Origin of the sequence: Rubinisphaera margarita, assembly GCF_022267515.1 — a bacterium.
GTDB classification, from domain to species: domain Bacteria; phylum Planctomycetota; class Planctomycetia; order Planctomycetales; family Planctomycetaceae; genus Rubinisphaera; species Rubinisphaera margarita.
Genome location: NZ_JAKFGB010000009.1, coordinates 794,888 through 816,412 on the forward strand (window position 1 = coordinate 794,888; position 21,525 = coordinate 816,412).

Below are 21,525 nucleotides of genomic sequence, written 5' to 3' on the forward strand. Positions count from 1 at the left end.
CGCGGAGAATTCGTAAGACGATGATCCCCTCATATTGTGTTCATCGACGGCAAATGAAATGAAATGTCGATTACGCACAGACAGGAATGTCTGTGCCACCCTTGCGGGAGCCTGCCCTACATTTGGCGCGGCCTCCTGGAAGCGACCGCTATCGTTCCGGCGCGAGTAGCGTGAAGGTGCAGGTCGCGAGGAGATCGATCGTATTCTCACCGGCGTCCTGGTCTTCCACCGTGTAGTAAATGCGGGCGTTGTAGTCTCCCGGTGAATAGACATGACCGCTCGCGAAGGTTTTATTATCAATGATCCGGTCTTCGGTAATCGCGCCGCAACGCCATTCGAGCTGGAAGTCCATTCCTTCGACGTCCCACGGCTCGTCGATCTTGAATCGCTCTGCGGGACGAATCGCGATCAACAGCTGCAAAATCCCTCCTGGCGGGAGTTTGCTCATAACCGGTGACACGTGTCCGGTGAAATGCAGTTCTTCGTCGATACGAATTTCATGATGCTGGCCGGCGAGTGTTTTGCCGTTGATCAACAGAGACCAGTCTTCAATCCGTTCCGTGTTGGTATGCGCGGGACGCTTGTCAAGAAGTGACAGAGGACCGTGGTCGAACTTATCTTCCGCCGTATGCAGTCTGTACCAGTCCCATGCCAGCAGCAGGAGGATCGCAGCAACGACCAGAGCGGTCCACTTCCTGAAAGACTTGCTCATCCTCATTCGTCGAGACTGATCGTCTCGCCTCCGCTGCGTGTTCCGATCGCCCACCAGACGTTGCGGCTGATGGTTTCGGAGACGAACCGCACCGATCCATCCGCCATCGCCAGATTCACACCACCGCGGTGCAGACTGCTGCTGGTGACCGGATAATCGAGATACGGATCAAACGGGCGGCCGTTCGTGCACGTGTGCTGATTCGGCGGCAGGATGTGGTTATAGAATGTCGTGGGGTACTGTCTCACACGCGGGCGGCCCGCGTTGAACTGGCAGTCATCAGCCATGGCGGTCAGATCGTTATACCGTGTGTCGGTCAGGCGGAGCAGCCGATTCCAGAACTGTGGGTAGTCGTCCCAGTCGACGTCGTAGGTGTAAAACGAGGGAATCGCCAGACATTCCCCGACCGCGGCCGTGTTCGACAGACCGTCCTTCATATGGCTGTCGCTCAGATAGGTCTCCCCGTGGAATGTATCCGGGAGATAGCCACCGCTGAAGCCGTCTCCAATGCCCCGGTATCCGTCCCTTTTCAGGCCGATGCTCCCCAGATACGAGCTCGAAGCGCCCGTGCGCACATAACCCAGCGCCTCCGCGTCGGTCGGACAGGTGTAGAGTGAGGATGTGGTGTACTGATCGGGGTTGGGAGATTCGATCATCCCGGCAATTCGATAATGGAAGTGCCCTTCGAGGGTGGGGAAGACGCCATAGATGCCCAGGTACTGGTGCTGCGCCAGCATGATCTGGTTGAGATTCGACTTGCATTGCACCTGCCGAGCCGATTCTCGTGAAGCCTGCACCGCTGGCAGAAATAAAGCAACGAGCAGCGAGAGAATGCCGATCACCGTCAGTACTTCAACGAGACTTAGCCCAGAACGGAGATCGCACGAACGGGCACGTGGCATGGATGACACCATCTGAAGACATGGCCGCAAAGAAGGGGTGTTGGACATAATGCCATGTTGGCCACGTAGTGTAAATATGTAACCACTAGTTCTGTCGAAAAAGGATGGCACAGAGATTCATCTCTGTGTTGCAGGGAACGCGGGATCTTTGGGGCGGAGCATTTTCAATGAACGAGCTTGGGGGGGAGAGGGTGAGGGTGAGGGGGAAATGCGGGTGACATGCTCCACGGGCTGTTGCTTCTTAGCTTCTTAATTGTATGGATCATCGCTGGTTGATCGCCCCCTCATCCGCCCTTCGGGCCTTCTGCTTCTGGCAGAGTTATCAAGCCGCTCCCCCTGAAGGGGGCGAAGGGACAAGAGTCGCCTGAGTACCAAGGCTAGGTTGTCTATTACGTCATCTGTTCAAAACCTTCTGCGCAATAGATCCCGCGTTCCAAGCAACAGGAGGCACTGTCGGCAGTGCTTTGCCGTCACCTTCCGTCGGTGGCACAGACATTCCTGTCTGTGGACGGAAAACTTGGCTGCGGAATCAGGTCACCTTTGAATTAGCGAGACAATGATGGCGACGGATCGTTCTGGTCGACGGCTAATGAAATGAAACGTCGATTGCGCACAGACAGGAATGTCTGTGCCACCCTTGCGGGAGCCTTCCTCGCGGGTATGGCAGTCGATAACTGCCTGTCGACGCAGAACGCACTGCTGGGCAAGCCAGCAGTGGCACCCCTCGGCTGGCGATTACCGATCGTCACACAACGACGACGGGGTCGACTTTCCGGCGCGTTCGACATGTGTGAGCTGTCCGCGTAGAATCTGCCGGCTTTGGTTCTTTTGGGTGGCGGTTTTCGCCGGGAGTGCTGCGTTTCGTGCTGGTTTCTGAGATCTTCGCGTCGATTCAGGGGGAAGGACAATATACGGGCACGCCGAGCGTGTTCATCCGCCTGTCCGGCTGCAATCTTCGTTGCCACTTCTGCGATACGCCCTACGCCTCCTGGAATCCCGAAGGCGAAGAGATGTCGGTGGCCGAGATTGTCGAAGCCGCCAATGCCTGGTGGCATCCGCATGTGGTCATTACCGGTGGCGAGCCGATGATGTTTCGCCAGCTGCCCGAGCTGACCGCAGCTCTGCGACGCAACGGGCGCTTTCTCACCATCGAAACCGCCGGGACCGTGCTGGCCGATGTCGAAGCCGATCTGATGTCGATCAGCCCGAAGCGGCAGAACTCGACTCCTTGGCAGACGCCGGAATGGGTCGAGCGGCACGAACAGCGGCGGCATCGGCCCGATGTGATTCGCGAACTGCTCGAAACCTATCCCTGTCAGTTCAAGTTCGTTATCGACCAGCCGAGCGATATCGACGATGTGCTCGGGTACCTCGAAGAGATCTCTGAGATCGCCAACGAGCAGGTGTGGCTGATGCCGCAGGCGATCGAGCCGGATGTGCTCACCGAGAAACTGCACTGGCTGCAGCCGCTCGCGATGGACCATGGCTTTCACCTGGCGACCCGGCTGCAGATTCAGCAGTTCGGCAACAAACGGGGGACCTGATGCGACTTCGAATCACGCTACTATTGTTGCTGCTTATTACCGGCTGCGTTCGGCAGAAGCCGGTCGTCGAGGAAATCAGCCAGTGGGATCAACAGATCCAGGCACTGGAGCAGGGGCTGACTGACTACGTTGTCATCGAAGAATCCGTCACCGGCGAACAGCTTCGCGGCCTCGCGCCTCACAGTGGTCCACTCAAGCGGCTTGAGATCTTCAATGCGGAAGGCGTCTCCGCTGAGGATCTGAAATGGCTGCCGGAATGTCCGGAGCTGTCTCGCTTGCGGCTCGAATTTCCGGTGACTGACGAACAGATGGCGATCATTGGCGACTGCGATTCGCTGCGAATGTTGAATCTGCCGAACGGAATTTTCAGTGATGAAGGGATGCAGTCACTGGCGGGGCTGGAGAATCTGGAGCTGCTTCGCTTCGGCAGTCCGAACGTGACGGATGCCAGCCTGACGGTGATTGCCAGCTTGCCGAGCCTGAAGTTTCTGCATCTGATCGATGTCCCGGTCACCGACGAGGGACTCAAAGCTCTGCACGAGAAACAGGAGCTCGAATCATTCTATCTCGACGGAACCAATGTCACCGATGATGGCCTGCGGGCTTTGCTGAAAGCTCTGCCGGAACTCCATCTGCATCGTGACCAACTCCATTTGCCGGAGGATCCCAAAGGCGCGGATCATGCGGCTCCAGATGAAAAGGCGGACTGACTGGTGTCCAAATTCCACTTTGAACTGCAACACACCGATCCGGGAACGGGCGCTCGAGCCGGCCGCTGGCACACGCCGCACGGCATCGTCGATACCCCGGCATTCATGCCGGTCGGCACGCTCGGCACGGTGAAGGGACTGCTGCCCGAACAACTGGCTCAGGCCGGGGCTCAGATGGTGCTGGCCAACACGTATCACCTGGCGTTGCGTCCGGGAGCCGATGTGGTCGCCGATCTGGGCGGACTGCATAACTTCATGAACTGGAAAGGCCCGATTCTGACCGACAGCGGCGGATTTCAGGTCTTCAGTCTCGCCAAACTCAGCAAGCTGACCGACGATCACGTCGCGTTTCGCTCTCATATTGATGGGCGACTGCTGGAGTTGTCGCCTGAGAAGGCGGTCGAGATTCAGGAGCAGCTCGGGGCGGACTGCATCATGTGTCTGGACGAATGCCCGCCGCACGATGTCGATACCGATCGGTTGAAGCTGGCCGTGGAGCGGACCCGGGTCTGGGCGGCTCGCTGTCGCGATGCTCAGAAGCGGGACGATCAGGCGTTGTTCGGTATCGTTCAGGGCGGAATCGATCGCAGCCTGCGGGAAACCTCGGCCGAGGGGCTGCTTCCACTCGACTTCCCTGGCTATGCGATCGGTGGTTTGAGCGTCGGCGAAGATCCTCAGGATATGTATCGGACTCTCGATTATACGACGCCGCTCCTGCCCGAGCAGAAGCCCCGCTATCTGATGGGCGTGGGGCGTCCGGTCGATCTGGTCGAGGGGATCCTGCGGGGAGTTGACCTGTTCGACTGCGTGATGCCGACGCGGAATGGGCGGAATGCCATGGCCTTTACGTCGTTCGGTTCGGTCAAGATTCGGAACGCGAAATACCAGCGGGATCCCGAGCCGCTCGATCCGGAGGGCCCTTCGGACGTGGGGCGGACGTACTCCAAAGGGTACCTGCGGCACCTGTTCATGGCGGGCGAGATGCTTGGCCCAATCCTGCTTTCGTGGCACAACATCGCTTTCTACCAGCATCTCGTGCGTGAACTCCGACAGGCGATTTTCGAAAATCGCAGTGCCGAGTTTCGGGCGACTCAACTTGTACGCTGGGGCATGGAACCCTAATATACGCAATTCTTTGCCGCGGCACGGGGCTCAGGGTACGTCCTGCTCCGGGCCGTTCTGGCTTAAACAAACAGCGTTTTTCAGGTCCATAGCGGAACCGATCAAGGGTTCCGGAGAAGTGTTTCATGAACATGTTCGAGCAACTGGTGCTTCAGGTTTTGCTTCTGGCACAGGATGCTCCCGATGTCGCTCAGGAGCCGGGTTTAAGTGACTATCTGAGCGTCTACGGCCCTCCGATCCTGTTCATGTTCGCTCTGTATATGGTCCTGGTGATGATGCCGCAGAACCGCGAACGCAAAGGGCGGGAGAGCTTCCTGAACAATCTGAAGAAGAACGATCAGGTGGTTACGGTCGGCGGGATCTTCGGCACGATCAGCGGTTTTTCCGCTGATGGAAGTCAGGTAACTCTGCGAGTGGACGACAACAGCCGCATCCGCGTCCGCAGAGGCAGCATCGAAGGAGTCGTGAAGAGCGAAGGTGACGACAAGAAGGCCGAGGCCTGACCCCGCTGTCTCCTTGCTCACACATCCTCAACAGGCTCCTTTGGGAGTGATTCCCGAGAAGTCCAACATCAACAGTCTCTCCGGCGGAAGTTGGCCGGATCTGCCAATCGATTGAAAACGAAAGACACTACGGAATGTCCGCCTGGGTTATTATTCTTTGGATGTTGGGAGTTTTCGTTCTGCCGTTTGTGCTCGGACAGGTTATTGCCCGGGCCCTGCGGATGAAAAACGACTCCCGCCGCTTCGGCACCGTCCTGATGATGCTGTTCATCTTCATGGCGCCTTTTGTCAATCAGCTGATGAATGGTCATTCGCTCTCGAATGCCTTCCGGCTCGGGATTGACCTGGCCGGGGGAACGAACCTCGTCTACCAGGCCGACGTGGAGCAGGCTGAAGCGAGCGGCAAGGACGTCAACAACCAGTCGATGGACGAACTCGTGCGGGCCATCACCCGCCGCGTGAACGCGTCCGGTACTGAAGAAGTGACCGTGCGACAGGTGGGCGAAGACCGGGTCGAAATCATCATCCCGGGAGCCGATCCTGACTACGTTCAGGCGATGAAAAAGCAGATCACGAACCTCGGTAGCCTCGAGTTCGGAATTCTCGCCGCCCGCCATGATAATCAGCACGCCTCGCTGATCGCCCGCGCCGAACAGGCCGGAGAAGACGTTTACGATGGCTCTGAACTGCGTGCACAATGGGTTCCTGTCGCCGTTATCCAGAATGGCGAAGAAAAAGGCCAGCTGAAGGACGTCGACGGCGGGCCGCAGGATGTCTACCGCGAACGCGAGCTCGATGGCCAGACCGTTCGTGAGTTCCTGGTCATTGTCGAGCCCAAGGAACAGCGGGTCGACGGTAGCTATCTGGTGAACGCCCGCCCGACAATGGGCGAGAACGGCGTCGCCATTGGCTTTACGTTCAATGCTCAGGGTGGTTTCCGCTTCCAGAACCTGACGAACCGCTATCAGCCCAAAAAGGACGGCAACAAATACCGTCTGGCGGCGATTCTCGACGGTCGGGTCCACAGTGCCCCGAGCATCAACGATGTGATTTCTCAGGACGGGATCATCACCGGCGACTTCTCCAACGAGGAAGTCAACGAAATGGTCAGCGTCCTCAACTCCGGTGCTCTCGAGATTCCTCTCGTCAAGGAGCCGGTCAGCGAGTACACGATCAGCCCGCTGCTCGGTGTCGACGTTCAGGAAAAGGGAAAAACCGCGATCACGGTCGCAGCGATCGCCGTCGTGATCTTCATGCTGGTTTACTACTGGATGGCCGGGATTATCGCCGTTCTGTCTCTGGCCGTGAACGTGACGCTGATCCTCGGAGCCATGGCTCTGTTTGATGCGACCTTCACGCTGCCTGGTCTGGCCGGTCTGGTGCTGACCATCGGTATGGCCGTCGATGCCAACGTGCTCATCTTCGAACGTATGCGGGAAGAACTCACCAAGGGTTCGAGCCTGCGAATGACGATTCATAACGGGTTCTCAAAAGCTCTCTCGACAATTGTCGATGCCAACCTGACGACCCTGATCACCGCCGTGATTCTGTACGCTCGCGGAACTGAACAGGTCAAAGGGTTCGCGGCTCTGCTGATCATCGGGATCGTGATGAGTCTCTTCAGTGCCCTGTACTTCGGGCGTCTGATGTTCGACGTCTTCGAACGACTCAAGCTGCTCTCCGCCAAGTCGATGCTCGGCAAGAGCTTCGTCGGGGAAACGAATATCAACTTCCTCAGCAAGCAGACCTATGCCACGATTGTTTCGCTGGCTCTGATTATCGGCGGGATGTCGGTGCTGATTTCCCGTGGAAACGACAACCTCGACATCGACTTTACCGGTGGTTCGATGGTGACCTTCCAGTTCCGTGACAATCCAGGCATCGATGAGGCCCGAGCCGCGCTGCAGGAAGAATTCGGCAGCGATCTGACGCTCGAACGACTCGTGGTTCCCGTTCTCCAGGAGAATGGTCAGGAAGAAATCTACTTCCGTCTGCGAACCAAGAACGAAAACACCGATGAAGTGCGGACGCTCGTGAACAAAGCCTTCCAGAACTCCGGTCATGACCTGAAGAAGGTCACCATGGAGTTTGGTGAAGTCAGCCAGATCGGTGGCGAAACGCCGGAAGGCGAAGAGGGCGAAGAAGCTGTCGAATCCAACGATGTGTTCGATGGCGGATCGGAAGTGACGCTCACCTTCTCGGATGAAGTCACCACGACCATGATCCTCGACCAGTTCACCAGTGCCTACATGACGGTCAAGGGAATCGACGACGCCGAAGAGGCGACCATCGAGAATCTCGTCGCCGTCACCGGGACTTCCGGCTCTGGTGTTGATGCCGCCGATGCAACAGTCAAACGGTACAAGACCGCGACTCTGAAGGTTCAGGAAGAGATTCCGACCGAGACCGTTCAACAGTCGCTGACAACCATGCAGCAGGGGATGGAAGCCCGTCCTGTGCTCGATGAAGTCAACACCTTCAGTTCGGCTGTCGCTGGCGAAGCCAAAGTTTCGGCTCTGCTCGCCATCCTGCTGTCGCTGGCCGCGATCATTATGTATGTCTGGTTCCGGTTTACCCGCATCGCCTTCGGCCTGGCCGCCGTGGTCGCTCTGATCCACGATATCGTGGTCGTCCTGGGACTGGTCGCAATTGCTGCGATGCTGAGTACGACTCCCGTCGGACCGATCCTTGGCCTGGTCGACTTCAAGATCAACCTGCCGATGATCGCCGCCTTCCTGACGATCATCGGTTACTCGCTGAACGATACGATCGTCGTGTTCGACCGCATTCGGGAAGTTCGCGGCAAGAACCCGAACTTCACCAAGGAAATGATCGACCGCAGTCTGAACCAGACTCTGTCCCGTACCTTGCTGACCTCGTTCACCACCTTGATCGTGGTCTTCATCCTGTACGTGATGGGGGGCGAAGGACTTCACGGCTTCGCGTTCTGCCTGCTGACCGGTATCGCAGTCGGTACCTACAGCTCGATCTACGTGGCCAGCCCGGTCCTGCTCAAACTGGCCAACCGCGATCGTCCAGCCGAGAAGAAAGAAGTCACCCCGGCCACCACCGCCTGAGTGATCTGACAACGAGAATCAAAAAGCACTGCCGGGTGATTGGCAGTGCTTTTTTTATGCGCCGAATCGCGGGGTGGTCTGCGGCATCGACCGACGGGAGCCGCCGGCGGAGAAAGCGAGCAAACTCAGCATGGCAGGGGATTGGCGGCCCATGTGACTGCAGGAGATGCATGGAAATGATCTAAGGCCCTGCTCAATTGACGTGCCATTCAATACGGTGAACCGTGCCGCCAAGGCTTTCCTTAACAAGATCCTCACGAGCGGCTTTATCCAGTTCCGGCTCGCCGCGCAGATAGGTGTGAAGGATCTCCGGGACGATCCGTTTGAGGACGTTGGTCACATCCGAATCGGTCCGGGGGAGCCTGCGTGGTCCGCCGGTCGGATCGGAAAAGCTAAAGTGATTCGCGTCGTGAAACCAGAGCAAATGCTTGTCGCCTTTCGGCATGAGCTTGAAGAAGTCCCGGTGACCATCGCCCGCTAAATCCTGCGTTCCGGAAATCCCCACGAACGGAGTTTTCACCGCCGCAAAACTGTTCTCGTCGAAGAATGCGCCGTTCGCGCTTTGCGGGCTGAAGCCGATTCCCAACTTGATCCGCGGTTCAGAGAGGTTGACTTCGATGCCGACCGGTTTCACGCCGCAACCGACCATTGCGGTATACGCCCCGTAGGAATGACCGAGGATTGCGATCTTCGACAGATCGATCCGTCTTCGGAATCGGTCGTCCTCCCGGTTCAGCCGATCGGAGAGATCAATCGCGAATCGTACATCCAGCGGCCGATTCGTCCGGGCCGTCATATCGTTGCCGCAATCCACCAGTGCCTCGCGAAAACTAAGCCGACCGGTACGCATTCGGCGTCGAATGTCGTCGGTGTTGCTGGTGATGTGTTCCATGCAAAGCACAACATAACCTTGCCGGGCCATTTCCACGGCGAGAGCGTACAAACCATGCCGGCTGCCTGCTCCGCCGTGGGAAACGAGCACCAAAGGTTGAGCGTTTTTCTGTTTCGGCAGGTGAAATGTCAGTGGAACATTTCGACTGCGGCTTTCGTCCACATTTTCTGGCAGATCAATCACAGCCTGCTGAGCAGAGGCCACGTTGGAGAGTACAAAAGCGAAAAACAGCAGGGCTGCCACAAAAGTTCCGGGAACAAACATCGTCAAGAGACTTCTCCATCAAGGCGTTGGGAACAGGGGAAGAGCATCCCATGGGATCGCGACTGCTCCGGCAAATGTGGCTCTGCGGCATGTGGGCCTCCCTTTGCGAGAGCGCATAAAAAAACCGGAGTCGTTATCGAACGTACTCCGGAAGGGGAACTCAGGTTTTACTTAGAGCAGTTTACTTTTTGGTGTAACCGTTCGGCCCGCGAAAGATGCAGCGTTTCAGGCGATTCAACGCTCATTCGCGGACATACGGTAGAGCGATCCGCTCTAGCGGGCGGAAACCTTCTGGGAGAGGGCGTCGTCGATCTTGCTGAGGATCGAGTCGACGTTCGTAATGGCTCCTTCAGTTACTGATTTCCAGACGATGTGGCCCTTGGGGTTGATCAGCACCAGGCCGTGCATCTGCCGGCGGCCGTCGAGGCAGTTGAAGTCTTCGAAGGTCGACAGTCGGGGATCAGTTCCCATGGAGAACTTGATGTTGTTGCGGTCGCGGATGCGATCGACAGTCGAACGGTTCGGCAGGTCGTGGCTGATGGCGACAATCTCGATGTTCCGTTTCTCGAATTTCTCGGCGTTCCTGGCGATTCCCGAGAGCTGTTCCATGCAGTGCACGCAGGTCACGCCGCGGTAGAAGATGAGCAGGACGTTCGAGTCATAGTCCTCGCCGGACAGCGTCCCGCCGGTGTAAGACTCGACGGACCATTCCGGAGCTTTTTCGGCGGCGGACTTCTTTGCGGCCTGAAGATCGACGGTGGCAGCCAGCAAGAGGCAGAGACCGGTGAGGGCGATGGCAAAGCGTTTCATGGGCAATCCTGTCTGGTGGGTCAGTAAGGAGGGACAATTCCGTTCCCTCGATTCTACGCCCGTTCAACGTGGAAAGCAAAAGGGGGAATCCGGTCAGTGGCCCAATTGCTTCAGGTAAGCATACAGATCAGCCAGATCGCCATCATTCAGGTCTTTGAGCAGATCGGCGGGCATGATGGACGTTTCCAGCGGCTTGCGGAACGCGATCTCGTCGCTCTCGATCCGAATCGTCCGGTGTGAACCGTCCCGCAGCAGCAGTCCGTCCACAGCTTCGTAGATGACAATGCCGGAATAGGTCTTTCCCTCCTCCGTCGACAGGATAGTGCCGCGATAGCGGGCCGAAACATCCTTGTGGGGATTGACGATCGCTTCAAACAGGTCGTCGAGCGAGAACCGGTCGGCTGCTCCGGCCAGGTCCGGTCCCATCGCGTTCCGCGTTCCATGGCATTGAGCACACTGCTTTTGCTCGAACAGCAGCCGCCCGTTGTCAGCATCGCCTTCGTCCCAGTCGATCTGCCGGAGTCGTTCGTGCCAGTCGGTCTGCAGCGAGCGATCCGCCGGGGTGTTGAAGGTGAGCGCTTCCGGAAAGCTGACGGCGAGCCAGCCCTGCCATTCCGCGGCAATCTCCTGATGCGTCAGATCGATCGAGCTGACCGGAAACGTCGCTTCCGGGACTGGAGGATGTTCCTCGGCCAGTTGCCGGGCGATCGGCTCGGTCAACTGCAACGCTTCGGCCCAGACTGCATCGACGCCGTCTCTGCGAGCCAGACGAACGAGCAGATCGACAACGGCCGCAAGATCCTCGGGCTGGAACTCCTCCCAGGCAGAGATCGCCTGCAGACACGAGGAAACGATATCGAATTCCTCGAACTTGAGGCCGGAACGAATGGTTTCGCGATCTTCGCTCTCGTTCGATCCGGCCAGTACGGCGACAGCCTGTTTGCGGAGCGAGTCGTCTTCGAGAGCTTCGCGGGCCATTTGCAGAACCGCGGGGTCATCGAGTTCCTGAAATCGTTGGAGCAAATCCGGACTCAGGTCGATCCGGTCGGCCTGGACGGCATCGAAGTAAGCGGCAATCGCGGTGTCGCGGGCTTCACCCGTCATCGCATCGACAAACAGATTGTGCTCGGGGCGGCCGAACTTTTCATGCTCGGCGATGGTTTTGGGCAGATTCGCATCGCGGGTGACGAGAGCGTCGTAGAGTTCCCGGACGCGCGGATCCCAGTTCCGGTCGAGCACGGCTTTGCGAGCCTCAAGTTTGTCGTGCAGTTGAAGCAGAGCAGTCGCCGTCCGTCCGGTTTGTTCTTCACTTCGGGTCGACGGGAGCGTGGCCAGAACAATCAGATGGTGCAGGTCCGAAACCGGATCAGAGTCGGCTGTGATTCTCGTCAGCAGCTTCTCGAGCAGAGCAGGGCTGTCGGGGGAGATCATCGCGGTCAGCCGGGCCAGTTCCCAGTCGACGAGAGCGTCGCCGGAGGGATACATCTCTTCAATCGCCTGCTGCAATGTCTGCAGCTGTTCGGCATCCTGATCGAGTGGCGTGCGTGGCAGATAACCATCGAAGACGGCCGGGTGGGCCGGGCTGGAACCGAATCCGCCGAGAGCATGTTGAATCAGCAGGACGGCGGTGAGTTGTAGTTCGGGATCTTTCTGCCGGGTCAGGGCCGCGGTGCCGATGTCGTGCCAGCCGTACGGATGGCCGGGATAACCGCGATCGACGAAGGCCCACGCCATCAGCATTGCCTCAGGCCAGCCCGCTGTACGAGCGATGTCGCCGACGGCTCGGAAACCGGCATCGGTCATGCGAGCCGCGACCCGGAGTGCCAGATAGCGAACGACATGATCTTCATGACCAAGACAGCCGGCGATCTCATTTTCGAATCCTGTCAGTGCGTTCGACGGACAGGTCAGCAGGGCTTCCAGGGCACTGCGGACGACGGCCGGACTGGAGTCGACCAGAAACGGCTGCAGAGCCTGCGGATCTGGTCTGCCTTCGACAACACGGCCGTATGCCCAGACACCGCGGGCCCGAAGTTCGCGGTCTTTCTCCAGGACCATGCTCTTCATGAAGTCGATGTCGGGTCCCTGGAACAACTCCGTGAGAATTTCGACGGCTCGGATGCGTTCCGCAGCGGTGCGATTTCGATCCAGAGCGGCTCGCAGGATTGGCTCTTCTCCCAGCGATTTCGCAGCTGGCTGCCAGCGGGCTCGCGACCAGGCAGCAAGCGGCTGAGGCGCATTCAGAATCTGATCGAGCTGAGTTGCTTTCGGGTTCTGCTTTGGAGCTCCACTGGAGTGACTGATGCGGAACACGGTCCCCTGAGTGCCACGGCCGCCGACAGAAATGAAGAGATCGCCGTCGGGGCCAACCACGGCATCGGTCGGAGCAAAGCCGTAGGTGCCGATGCCGGTCGCGAATTCGCGGGACTGAGCCGCCCACGAAGCCCCCTGCCGCTGAATCTTGACGGCGATCACGCGGCCATAGGTCCAGTCGAGTACAAAGACGGTGTTCTGAAACTCGACAGGAAACTGCTGATGTGCGTAACAGACGACCCCGGTCGGCGAGCCGCGTCCCGTCTCAGCCATGACCGGGCTCATCTCGTGGAAGTAATTCGGCTTCTTCCAACTGCGCGACACCCAGCCGTGTGTCATGCCGGGCACACTGTTGAAGACGCGAGTCGGACGATACCACGGCAGCGAGATGTCTCGCTCGCCATCGCTGTCGTAAGTAAACAGCTCTCCGCTCGTGTTGAAATCGAAATCGTAAGCGTTGCGAAGTCCATCGCAGAGCACCTGAATCTCTCCGAAGTTGGGCGAGAATCTCAGCAGCAGACCGGCTTCCGGTTTGAGGATCGGCGAATGCTCCAGCGAAATGACCGACTCATCGATGCCGGCTTCATTCCCGGCAATCATGTAGATCCAGCCGTCCGGTCCTTTGCGGATCGCATGCGTGAAGTGTTCGCCGCCGGTTCGGCAACGGTAAATCAGCTCCGGAGCTCCGTCGGCCTTTCCGTCGGCGTCTTCGTCGCGATAGGCGATCAGCCCCTCATCGCCGATGCAGTAGAGCGTGTTGCCGTCAAAGCAGAGCCCTTGAGCTCCGGTCTTCGGGCCGTCCGCAAACAGTTCGGCTGACTCCGCGGTGCCATCGTGATCGGCGTCGATCAGGGTTTTGATGTAACCAGGACCGGAAACGACGATCCGTCCTTGGGAGTCGGTGGTCATACATTGAATATCGCCGGCCAGTTCATGCGTGGCGTAAAGCTGCGCGGCGAACCCGGACGGAACTTTGAGCGGCACCTGTTGAGCCGCAAGGAGTCCCGGCGAGGCCATCACGGCGAGGAGCGGAAGCAGCGTGGAGAAGAAATCCGTAAGTACGCGTCTCATCGATGTACCTGTCCCTGGGCGACGATCGGAGAACAAATCAACAGGCGAGCGACTCAATGGCTCGCGATAGCACGGCGCATGGTAATATGATAACGCCTGCCCGAGAAGACGACACCTGCCGCGATTCTGAGGAGCTTCGATGATCCCTTCCTGTTTCCGTCATCCTTTGCCGATCGTCACTTCGCTTCTGTTGCTGATCGGAACGTTCGCATCGCCCGGCTTCGCGGCCGAACTGTTCGTGCATCATACGAAAGGACGGGACTCCAGCATTGGAACTCGAGAGGAGCCCGTTCAGTCGCTGCAGCGAGCTATTCGACTGGCCGAGCCGGGGGATCAGATCACATTGTTGCCAGCCGGAGCGATTTATCGTCAGGCGGCCACGTTGAATGGCCAGACCGATCTGACGATCGAAGGCAACGGCGTCACCCTCGAGGGAGCGGATTCGTTGCCGACTGAGGGTTGGGAGCTGGTCAGGCCGGGCCTGAATCGGCGACGGCTCCCGCGTCCGCAATTGGACCGTCATCTGCTCATCATCGACGGCGTAGCGCAACGGATGGGGCGAACGCAGTCCTCAGCCGCTCCGCCGTTTCCGACTCCCGATGAACTCAAGGAAGGCGAGTTCTGCTTCGAAACAATCGATGAAGAGGCTGGCTGGCTGTATGTCCGGGGGAGTCTTGAGAACCTGGAATGGGCGGTGCGGCCCAATGGAATCGCGACCGGCGGAACATGCGAGCGGATTACGATCCGCAATCTCAACGCACGGCACTTTTTGAACGACGGCTTCAATATCCACGGACGCTGTACCGGGTTCGTCTGCGAGAACATTCAGGGCTACGACTGCTTCGACGAAGGTTTCAGCGCCCACGATCTCTGCGAGTGCACGATCCGTAAGGGGTCGTTCTGGGGAAACGACAACGGAATCGCCGATGTCAATGAGGCTCGTACGACGTATTACGACAGCGTGTTCTACGGAAACGTGAACAACGACGTTCTTTTGCTCGGAGTCGAACATTGTCTTGAGAATTGCCAGATCCGGAACGAGACCACCGCGGCGGCTCTTGTCGGCGGACCGAGAGGAATGCCACCGGGGCCGTTTGAACTCAAGCTCGTCAACCTGCGGATTTCGGGGCTGGCCGAGTCGCCAGCGCGTGTTCGCCTCAATGGCGGAACGGTTCACTTTCAGGGAGGACAGCTGGAGAATGTCTCGCTGAATTTGCAGGGAGCGGAGGTTGTTGGCGAAATTCCGGCACAATAGTTGCCCCATTGGGGGATATCCCTGTTTGGCAGTGATCCGTCGGGGACGGGTCTGCGTTCTGAGCGACCCGGTGCGTTGGGAAACGAGCGACGAGCCTGCCGATGAACGATCAGAGAGATGACCCGATGAAGAATGCATCTGCGACAGCGAATTCAGCGATTCCCGAAGTGAAGGACCGTTTTCACGACTTCTTTAGGAGCGCCGCGAAGTCGCCGCTGGTCAGTAAAGACGAACAGACCGTCCTCAGCTCGATTGAAAAACTGGAATACTGGCTGGACGACAAGTATCGCGTCCCGGGCACGAATATTCGATTCGGCTGGGACACAATTCTCGGCCTGGTGCCGGGAGCCGGTGATGTGCTTACGGCGGGGATTGCGACCTACATTGTCTGGAACGCGCGGAGGCTCAACATTTCCCGCTGGACCCAGATGCGAATGATGGGCAATATCGGGATCGACTTTCTGATTGGAGCCGTCCCGCTGGCGGGTGATCTGTTCGATGTGGCGTTCAAGGCCAACCGCAAGAATCTTCGCCTGATCAAAAAGGAAATGAGCCGCAAGCGGCCCAAGGTATAGAGCAGCAGGGGGCAGCTGGAGTAGTTCCGCGATCATTATAGCCCCCCCGTATTCCACGTGGATCACTGTGCTATTTCGCTGTTGCCATTGCGGCGGCCTCTTCGGCCTGCTTCGCGGCTTGATCCGTCGGTTCCGTAAGCGTCAGAATAACATCGGAGTACCAGGCGGAACTGAGCCCCAGAGCCTCGTCGGCTTCGACATTCCGACTGACGTAAAAGCGGGAGCAATGCACGCCCAGCAGCGCAGCCCGAACGATGAGGCGACAACCCTGTGTCGAGCCACCGGCAGATGATGCGGTTCATCGTGGAATCCGAGCGGAAAGCCGGGGATCAGAAGTTCGGCACCGATTTCGACCCGTTCGAAGTTGCCGCTGACATGCTCCCGCGTGAAACACGTATACGCGGCGTCGGCTGGAAACTTCGTGGTATCGATCTGGATGGCAACGATGTCGACTTCGGAGGTGGAATCGACCGCCCGGATCCATCGCCAAGCCGCACCGTCATAGAGCGGTAGCTCAAATTGTGAGGTCTCGGCCAGATTCTTTGGATCGGGATGCAGGTCGATCAGCAGTCGATCGGGCTGATGGTTGTTCGGCTCATCACGAACGACATGGCGATTCGTGACGAGATAAAGACGCTCATCGCGACGGAACTGGAAACCGGTCGAGCAGGAGAGCTGCTTCTCTCTCATCATTGTTGTAATTCGTGTCACTGCAAGTAGTAACGATTCGACCATGTTCGTAGTCCTCAGTTCATCGGGGTTCGCACCGTGCACGGGCCGGGTACTTCCGGATGTCGCTGTGGGCATTCGAGCGTCGAAAAGCGGTGGGTTGGTCCGTCGATTGCATTCTGTTGAAGTACCGCGATTCCATTGCTGCATGTGTCGTGCCCAAGTGCCCCACGGCGGAATGATGGATCTCACTCGCGGGCCAAACAAAAACATCTGGAGAACAACAATGGTAATTCGACAACTTTTGAGCGTGGTGGCGATGGGTGGTCTGGCGGCGGGCCTGATGGGCTGCGAACCAGTCCCACAGAACACGACAAGCCCGGAACCGACAGAGCCGGCCGAAGAGGCGGGAAGCGTGGCTCGTATGCAGCAGGCGGATCGCCTGGAGACGATCGATCAGGATAATCAGAAAATGCCGAAGGTGGCTCCTCAGGAGCAAACGTACGAGGGCGAAGTGGTGGAAATTGAAGCCACCACTTTGAGACTTCGCTACGAAGATGGCTCAGAGGCTGAGTTCGCTCTCGAACAGGGGGCCATGCTAATTCATGGCAAGGACAAGGAGTCTTCGAGTGCACTGGAAGTCAAAGCCGGTGATCGGGTCCGTCTCGTCACTCAGAAAGATTCCAGTGCCCAGGACGGGACCATCGAAGTCGTGACGGAGGTCCACATGATCGAGTCCGCACCGGCACGGGGAGATTCGATTCCTTCCCCGATGGTCACGACCACGCCGCTGAGCGGCACGACCAATCCTGCTTCCACGACGACTCCTGCACCCGCAGGAACCACGACACCCCCGACTGGGACTTCGAACTAGGACGGTGGGTTTTACCTGGCGGAATCACTCAACGTTGGGGGTGCGGCACGTATCGGATCTGTCGCATCCACAGCCTGAGCGCCTGCCAGTAAATCGCCATCCAGACCTGTAGAGTCATTACGGGAAAACGCAAAAGGCAGCCGGCGAGCGATCTCGATCGCCACGGCTGCCTTTTCATGTTGAGTGTCGCCGAGAAAAGCAGTCCTTCCTCATTCACGTTTTCAATTCGTACCGAGAGCCGTTCGTCAGGCTGGATGACCTGCCAGCGGTATTCCATCTCCATGTCCATGAATGGAGAGACGTGAAACGCTTTGGCTTCGGACTGCTGATGGATCCCGTTCTCATCCGATTCCCATCGATGAACGTAACAGTGCTGCTCGCCCCAGGGTGTATTGTTGACCTCGGCGACGAGGGCCACCAGATCGTTGTTACCATCGTAGCAATAATAGAAGCTCACGGGATTCATCGCGAAACCGAAGTATCGCAGATGCGTCAGCAACAGGATTTTGCCTTCCGGCCGCAATCCCAGCCGTTCTTCGACGAGGTCCCGAACCGCGTCATCGAGGGGAATTTCCGCGGCACCGAGATGATCGTCTCTGCGGAACGTCGCGACGTTCCATCGGCTAAATGACCAGAGCCAGTAGTCATCGAAAAGCTCCGGCAGTTCCTCCAGATCAATCATCGCCATGAACAGCGAATACCGAAACGAATGTCGGTGGGGACGCAAACGGGCGTGCGAGACCTGTCCCACATAGAGGCAACTCGATCGCGTTCCCGATCGTTTCGCGGCGGACTTCGTCGTCGGCTGCAGAGTCGTGCTCATGCTGTGTTCCATTCCGCAGTGACGCCGAGTTTGCCGCAGACCGCCAGGGCACTGACGACCCCATCTTCATGGAAGCCGTTTCGCCAGTACGCTCCGCAGTACGAGAAGCCTCCTCGATCGATCATCTCCGCGTGTCTCTTTTGGGCCTGATCCCGCCGGACCGTGAAGACGGGGTGATCATAGTGAAACTCACCGCAGATGCGGGAGGGATCAATCAGGTCACTGGAGTTGAGTGTCACGCAGTAGACTTCACGCGACTCGATCGATTGCAGGATATTCATTTGATAGGTCAACGTGGCGATGTCATCGCGATCGGGGTAGAGCGCGTAATTCCAGCTCGCCCACGAACGCCGGTAGCGAGGCAGTACCGAAGTGTCGGTATGCAGAACGGCGACATTGGGTGTGTAGGGAAAGTCTTCCAGAATTTCCCGCTCCGCTGCGTCGGGCTGCTGATGAATCCGTAAAGCGGTATCACTGTGGCAGGCGAAAATGACATGATCGAATGACTGCGTGTCCGTGTGAGTTTGAACCTGAACTCCATCGTCCGTTCGTGCAACACCAGCCACGGGGGTGTTGAGGCGAATCCGATCGGCGAAGCTGGCAGTCATCCGGGCGACGTACTTTCGAGACCCTCCTGTCACGGTCCGCCAGATCGGTCGATCAGACAACTGCACGAGCCCATGGTTCTCGTAGAAGCGGGCGACGAAGCGAAAGGGGAACTCGCCGAACGTTTGCAGATCGCACGACCAGATTGCCGCTCCCATGGGCAACAAATGGTATTTAAGGAACGCGTCGGAGTAGTTCTTCTCGCGGGCGAACTCAAGCACGGTCTGTTCGTCGTCCTCGCCGTGCATCCGCAGATAGGCCGCGGTATCGCGATAGAACCGACTGACGTCCCGCAGCATGCGGTAGAAGCGTGGACGAACAAGATTGCGGCGATCGGAGATCAGTCCGAGCAGGGATTCTCCATTGTATTCGAAGTTGGTTTCGTGACAGCGAACACTGAAACCCATGCGTGTCGGCTGGGTCGGGACGTTGAGTTCTTTGAGCAGGTTTACGAAGTTGGGATAAGTGCGGTCGTTATAAACGATGAAGCCGGTGTCGATCGGAATCGCGCGGTCCTCTTCCACCACCTCGACTGTGTGAGTATGCCCGCCGGGATAGTCGTTGGCTTCGAAGAGCGTGATTTCATGGTGACGGTGCAGCAGGTAAGCGCATGTCAGACCAGAAATACCAGAGCCAATGATCGCGATTCTCAACGCAGAAGTTCCTCAGGAGCACGACGGAATGTCAGAAGCGAATGCACTCTCCAGACGCATTCTAGTCGGGAGTCGGGAAATCACACCGCGGAATTCCGTGCTCTGTTGCTCCAGGGCGAAGGACGTGCGGTTCTGGTCGCGGGCCGGTCGCGCAGGTTGTAAGGATTTCTTCGGTCGAGAATTCGTCACAACCCGATGATTGCGACGCTTTCGATGAAGAATCGCGTCCCCTGTGAAGGCCCGCTTTCGTTAAGCAGTTAAGGAGCCGATACGAAATGTGAGTCATTGTAAGCTGAGGAACGTACCATGCGATCTATCAATAACGCGACGCCATTCATTCGCACTCTGACATTGTCACTCCTGTTGACTCTGTCCGCAGGGAGCGCATTCGCCCAGGCACCGCGGCTGATGCAGCAGGACTTCCAGAAAGCGATGGCGGCGGCTCGCGCAAACAACATTCCCGTGCTGCTGCACTTCTATACCGACTGGTGCGGACCGTGCCGGCGGATGGATCAGACGGTCTTCAGCTCTCCGCAGCTGGAACCGCAGATGGGCGGGAAGATCGTGCTGTTGAAAGTAAACGGAGACCAGGCCGCCGAGCTGGCCCGCAATTATGGGGTCGATTCGTATCCGACCGACGTCTTCATCGATTCCAACGGACGCATGCTGGCGAAACTGGTTGGCATGGCGTCGTTCCAGGAGTTCGTCCGCAGCGGGCTGGAAGTCGCAGACCGATATCAGAAATCACAGGCACTCGTCGAAGCTCGTAAGAACGCTGGAAATGATCCGGCTCCGACCTCGATGTGGAAGATTCATCTCGGCGACGAAGGCGAACTCCCTTCCGCCAGTCCAGTCAGTTCTCAGGAGAAGGTCGACGAACATCCGCAGGAAGCTCTGATTGAAGAGCCCCAGAGCAGCCACGCCGATGAACCGGAAGTCGTCTTCCTCGCGCTCGACGGGTTCTGCGCGGTCAGCCTGCACAGTCGACGAAACTGGGTGCAGGGCAATGCCCGCTGGGCGAGCATCTTCAAGAAGCAGCGCTACCAGTTCGCCGGACAAGCCGAAAAAGAACAATTCGATTCCGATCCGATTCAATTCGCACCGCGCCTGCTCGGCTGCGATCCGGTCATCATCTGGGAAACCGATCGGGCTCTGCCGGGAACAACGGAGTTTGCCGCCTACTACAACGACGAACTTTACCTGTTTACATCCGACGAGAACCGGCGACTGTTCGAGCTCGATCCGGAACGTTACACGAATACGCGACATGTGCTCCGACCGGCCGATGTGGAAGCGACTCTGATTCGGTAGAGTCTCATTCCGATCGCCCGACGGATGGAACAGGGGCGATCGTGGATCGGGATCTGCACAGAACAGGGGGCTGACAAACAGGTTGCGGGCCCCGAGGGGGCGCTCGAAAAATCAGCGTGGTGTTCACAATTCGCAAATGAAGATCCATTGACAGGCTTTGACCTGTGGGCAATACTGGTGGTGTGTGAATGAGTTGTCTCTCGGTTACGAGTTGCCTCTCACACCACGCAAGAGATCGTTACATTCAATTTCTGACGGGTTGCCTTGCTGGGCACCTATCGCTGGCAGACACGATCTTTCACTACAATAAACGTCCTTAATTTATGACGGCGTGTACCGGATTGCCTGAGACAGGATTCCGGATTCGTCCATAAGCTGGAAGGCGTTTACAGGCTGCTGAAGATTGCTTCTCTCTTCAGTTGGATCTCGCAGCCGGTAACCGGTTTCCGTTTCGCGGATTTTCGGTCGTTGCGGAACGACCTGCACCTTACAGACAGTCGGACACTGTAAGAAGTCGCATAACAGTCGAAGAGTCACAAACTGGCGTCGGGAATCGACCAGAAAGGTTTCTCCCGTTACTGATGCGTCAACCCGGTGATGTTCCCGCTTATTCCACTCGGAACCCCGTCATGGGTTTTGAGGGATGAACGCCTCGGGACCGTCTGACTGACTCCCCCTGAGTTTGACGTGAAAATGGAATTTCAACACCAGCGAGAATCGCTTCGGCTGTAATTGGCCGGGCACGTTTCGTGAATTGCTCGTTCCGGCTTGGATTTTGCAGTCCAGGGATTGAGCGCCAGGGAAAGGACTCCAGATCGCAGCTCCGGCGAGTTACTCGC

At 57.9% G+C, this 21,525-nt stretch carries 17 protein-coding genes; 9 read left to right on the plus strand and 8 right to left on the minus strand.

Features of this window, described 5'->3' with window-relative positions:
- Positions 1-148 precede the first annotated feature (148 nt).
- Together L1A08_RS06400 and L1A08_RS06405 are read right to left on the minus strand one after the other, a co-directional pair.
- Complete coding sequence (locus L1A08_RS06400; protein ID WP_238755487.1) at positions 149-712, minus strand: hypothetical protein; 564 nt, start codon at positions 710-712, stop codon at positions 149-151.
- A gap of 2 nt (positions 713-714) precedes the next feature.
- Positions 715-1,614, minus strand: a complete 900-nt coding sequence (locus L1A08_RS06405; RefSeq protein ID WP_238755488.1) for a DUF1559 family PulG-like putative transporter — start codon at positions 1,612-1,614, stop codon at positions 715-717.
- Between the two features lie 863 nt (positions 1,615-2,477).
- Between L1A08_RS06405 and L1A08_RS06410 the strand changes: the two genes are divergently transcribed.
- From L1A08_RS06410 to secD, 5 genes are all read left to right on the plus strand, one after another.
- A complete protein-coding gene (locus tag L1A08_RS06410; RefSeq protein WP_238755489.1) occupies positions 2,478-3,158 on the plus strand; it encodes a 7-carboxy-7-deazaguanine synthase QueE in 681 nt (226 codons plus the stop codon).
- The gene (locus tag L1A08_RS06415; RefSeq protein WP_238755490.1) at positions 3,158-3,868 is read left to right on the plus strand and encodes a hypothetical protein; all 711 of its coding nucleotides are present in this window, start codon (positions 3,158-3,160) and stop codon (positions 3,866-3,868) included. Before L1A08_RS06410 ends, L1A08_RS06415 begins: the two co-directional genes overlap by 1 nt.
- A gap of 3 nt (positions 3,869-3,871) precedes the next feature.
- Positions 3,872-4,990, plus strand: coding sequence for a tRNA guanosine(34) transglycosylase Tgt (tgt, locus tag L1A08_RS06420; protein WP_238755491.1), 1,119 nt, complete (start codon positions 3,872-3,874; stop codon positions 4,988-4,990).
- A gap of 125 nt (positions 4,991-5,115) precedes the next feature.
- The gene (gene yajC, locus L1A08_RS06425; RefSeq protein WP_238755492.1) at positions 5,116-5,493 is read left to right on the plus strand and encodes a preprotein translocase subunit YajC; all 378 of its coding nucleotides are present in this window, start codon (positions 5,116-5,118) and stop codon (positions 5,491-5,493) included.
- A gap of 134 nt (positions 5,494-5,627) precedes the next feature.
- Positions 5,628-8,570: a protein translocase subunit SecD gene (secD, locus tag L1A08_RS06430; RefSeq protein ID WP_238755493.1), complete on the plus strand. Its 2,943-nt coding sequence runs from the start codon at positions 5,628-5,630 to the stop codon at positions 8,568-8,570.
- A gap of 193 nt (positions 8,571-8,763) precedes the next feature.
- On the opposite strand, the gene L1A08_RS06435 is transcribed toward secD, so the two are convergent.
- From L1A08_RS06435 to L1A08_RS06445, 3 genes are all read right to left on the minus strand, one after another.
- Positions 8,764-9,726: an alpha/beta hydrolase family protein gene (locus L1A08_RS06435; protein ID WP_238755645.1), complete on the minus strand. Its 963-nt coding sequence runs from the start codon at positions 9,724-9,726 to the stop codon at positions 8,764-8,766.
- A 273-nt stretch (positions 9,727-9,999) separates the two neighbouring features.
- Positions 10,000-10,536 carry a peroxiredoxin family protein gene (locus tag L1A08_RS06440; RefSeq protein ID WP_238755494.1) on the minus strand — a complete coding sequence of 179 codons (537 nt, stop codon included), beginning with the start codon at positions 10,534-10,536 and terminating at the stop codon, positions 10,000-10,002.
- 93 nt (positions 10,537-10,629) lie between these two features.
- Complete coding sequence (locus L1A08_RS06445) at positions 10,630-13,920, minus strand: DUF7133 domain-containing protein (RefSeq protein ID WP_238755495.1); 3,291 nt, start codon at positions 13,918-13,920, stop codon at positions 10,630-10,632.
- Positions 13,921-14,059: 139 nt separating this feature from the next.
- Here L1A08_RS06445 and L1A08_RS06450 point away from each other — a divergent pair, with 139 nt between their 5' ends.
- A complete protein-coding gene (locus L1A08_RS06450; protein ID WP_238755496.1) occupies positions 14,060-15,175 on the plus strand; it encodes a right-handed parallel beta-helix repeat-containing protein in 1,116 nt (371 codons plus the stop codon).
- 125 nt (positions 15,176-15,300) lie between these two features.
- Complete coding sequence (locus tag L1A08_RS06455) at positions 15,301-15,750, plus strand: DUF4112 domain-containing protein (RefSeq protein WP_238755497.1); 450 nt, start codon at positions 15,301-15,303, stop codon at positions 15,748-15,750.
- 141 nt (positions 15,751-15,891) lie between these two features.
- Here L1A08_RS06455 and L1A08_RS06460 read toward each other — a convergent pair whose 3' ends face one another.
- The gene (locus L1A08_RS06460) at positions 15,892-16,485 is read right to left on the minus strand and encodes a hypothetical protein (protein ID WP_238755498.1); all 594 of its coding nucleotides are present in this window, start codon (positions 16,483-16,485) and stop codon (positions 15,892-15,894) included.
- 220 nt (positions 16,486-16,705) lie between these two features.
- Between L1A08_RS06460 and L1A08_RS06465 the strand changes: the two genes are divergently transcribed.
- On the plus strand, positions 16,706-17,293 hold the full coding sequence (locus L1A08_RS06465; RefSeq protein ID WP_238755499.1) for a hypothetical protein: 588 nt from the start codon (positions 16,706-16,708) through the stop codon (positions 17,291-17,293).
- 28 nt (positions 17,294-17,321) lie between these two features.
- Here the strand turns inward: L1A08_RS06465 and L1A08_RS06470 are convergent, their stop codons facing one another.
- Both L1A08_RS06470 and L1A08_RS06475 read right to left on the minus strand, forming a co-directional pair.
- Positions 17,322-18,116, minus strand: coding sequence for a DUF1365 domain-containing protein (locus L1A08_RS06470; RefSeq protein ID WP_238755500.1), 795 nt, complete (start codon positions 18,114-18,116; stop codon positions 17,322-17,324).
- Positions 18,113-19,375, minus strand: coding sequence for an NAD(P)/FAD-dependent oxidoreductase (locus tag L1A08_RS06475; protein WP_238755501.1), 1,263 nt, complete (start codon positions 19,373-19,375; stop codon positions 18,113-18,115). Before L1A08_RS06475 ends, L1A08_RS06470 begins: the two co-directional genes overlap by 4 nt.
- 306 nt (positions 19,376-19,681) lie before the next feature.
- On the opposite strand from L1A08_RS06475, the gene L1A08_RS06480 reads away from it, so the two are divergent.
- A complete protein-coding gene (locus tag L1A08_RS06480) occupies positions 19,682-20,686 on the plus strand; it encodes a thioredoxin domain-containing protein (RefSeq protein WP_238755502.1) in 1,005 nt (334 codons plus the stop codon).
- Positions 20,687-21,525 lie beyond the last annotated feature (839 nt).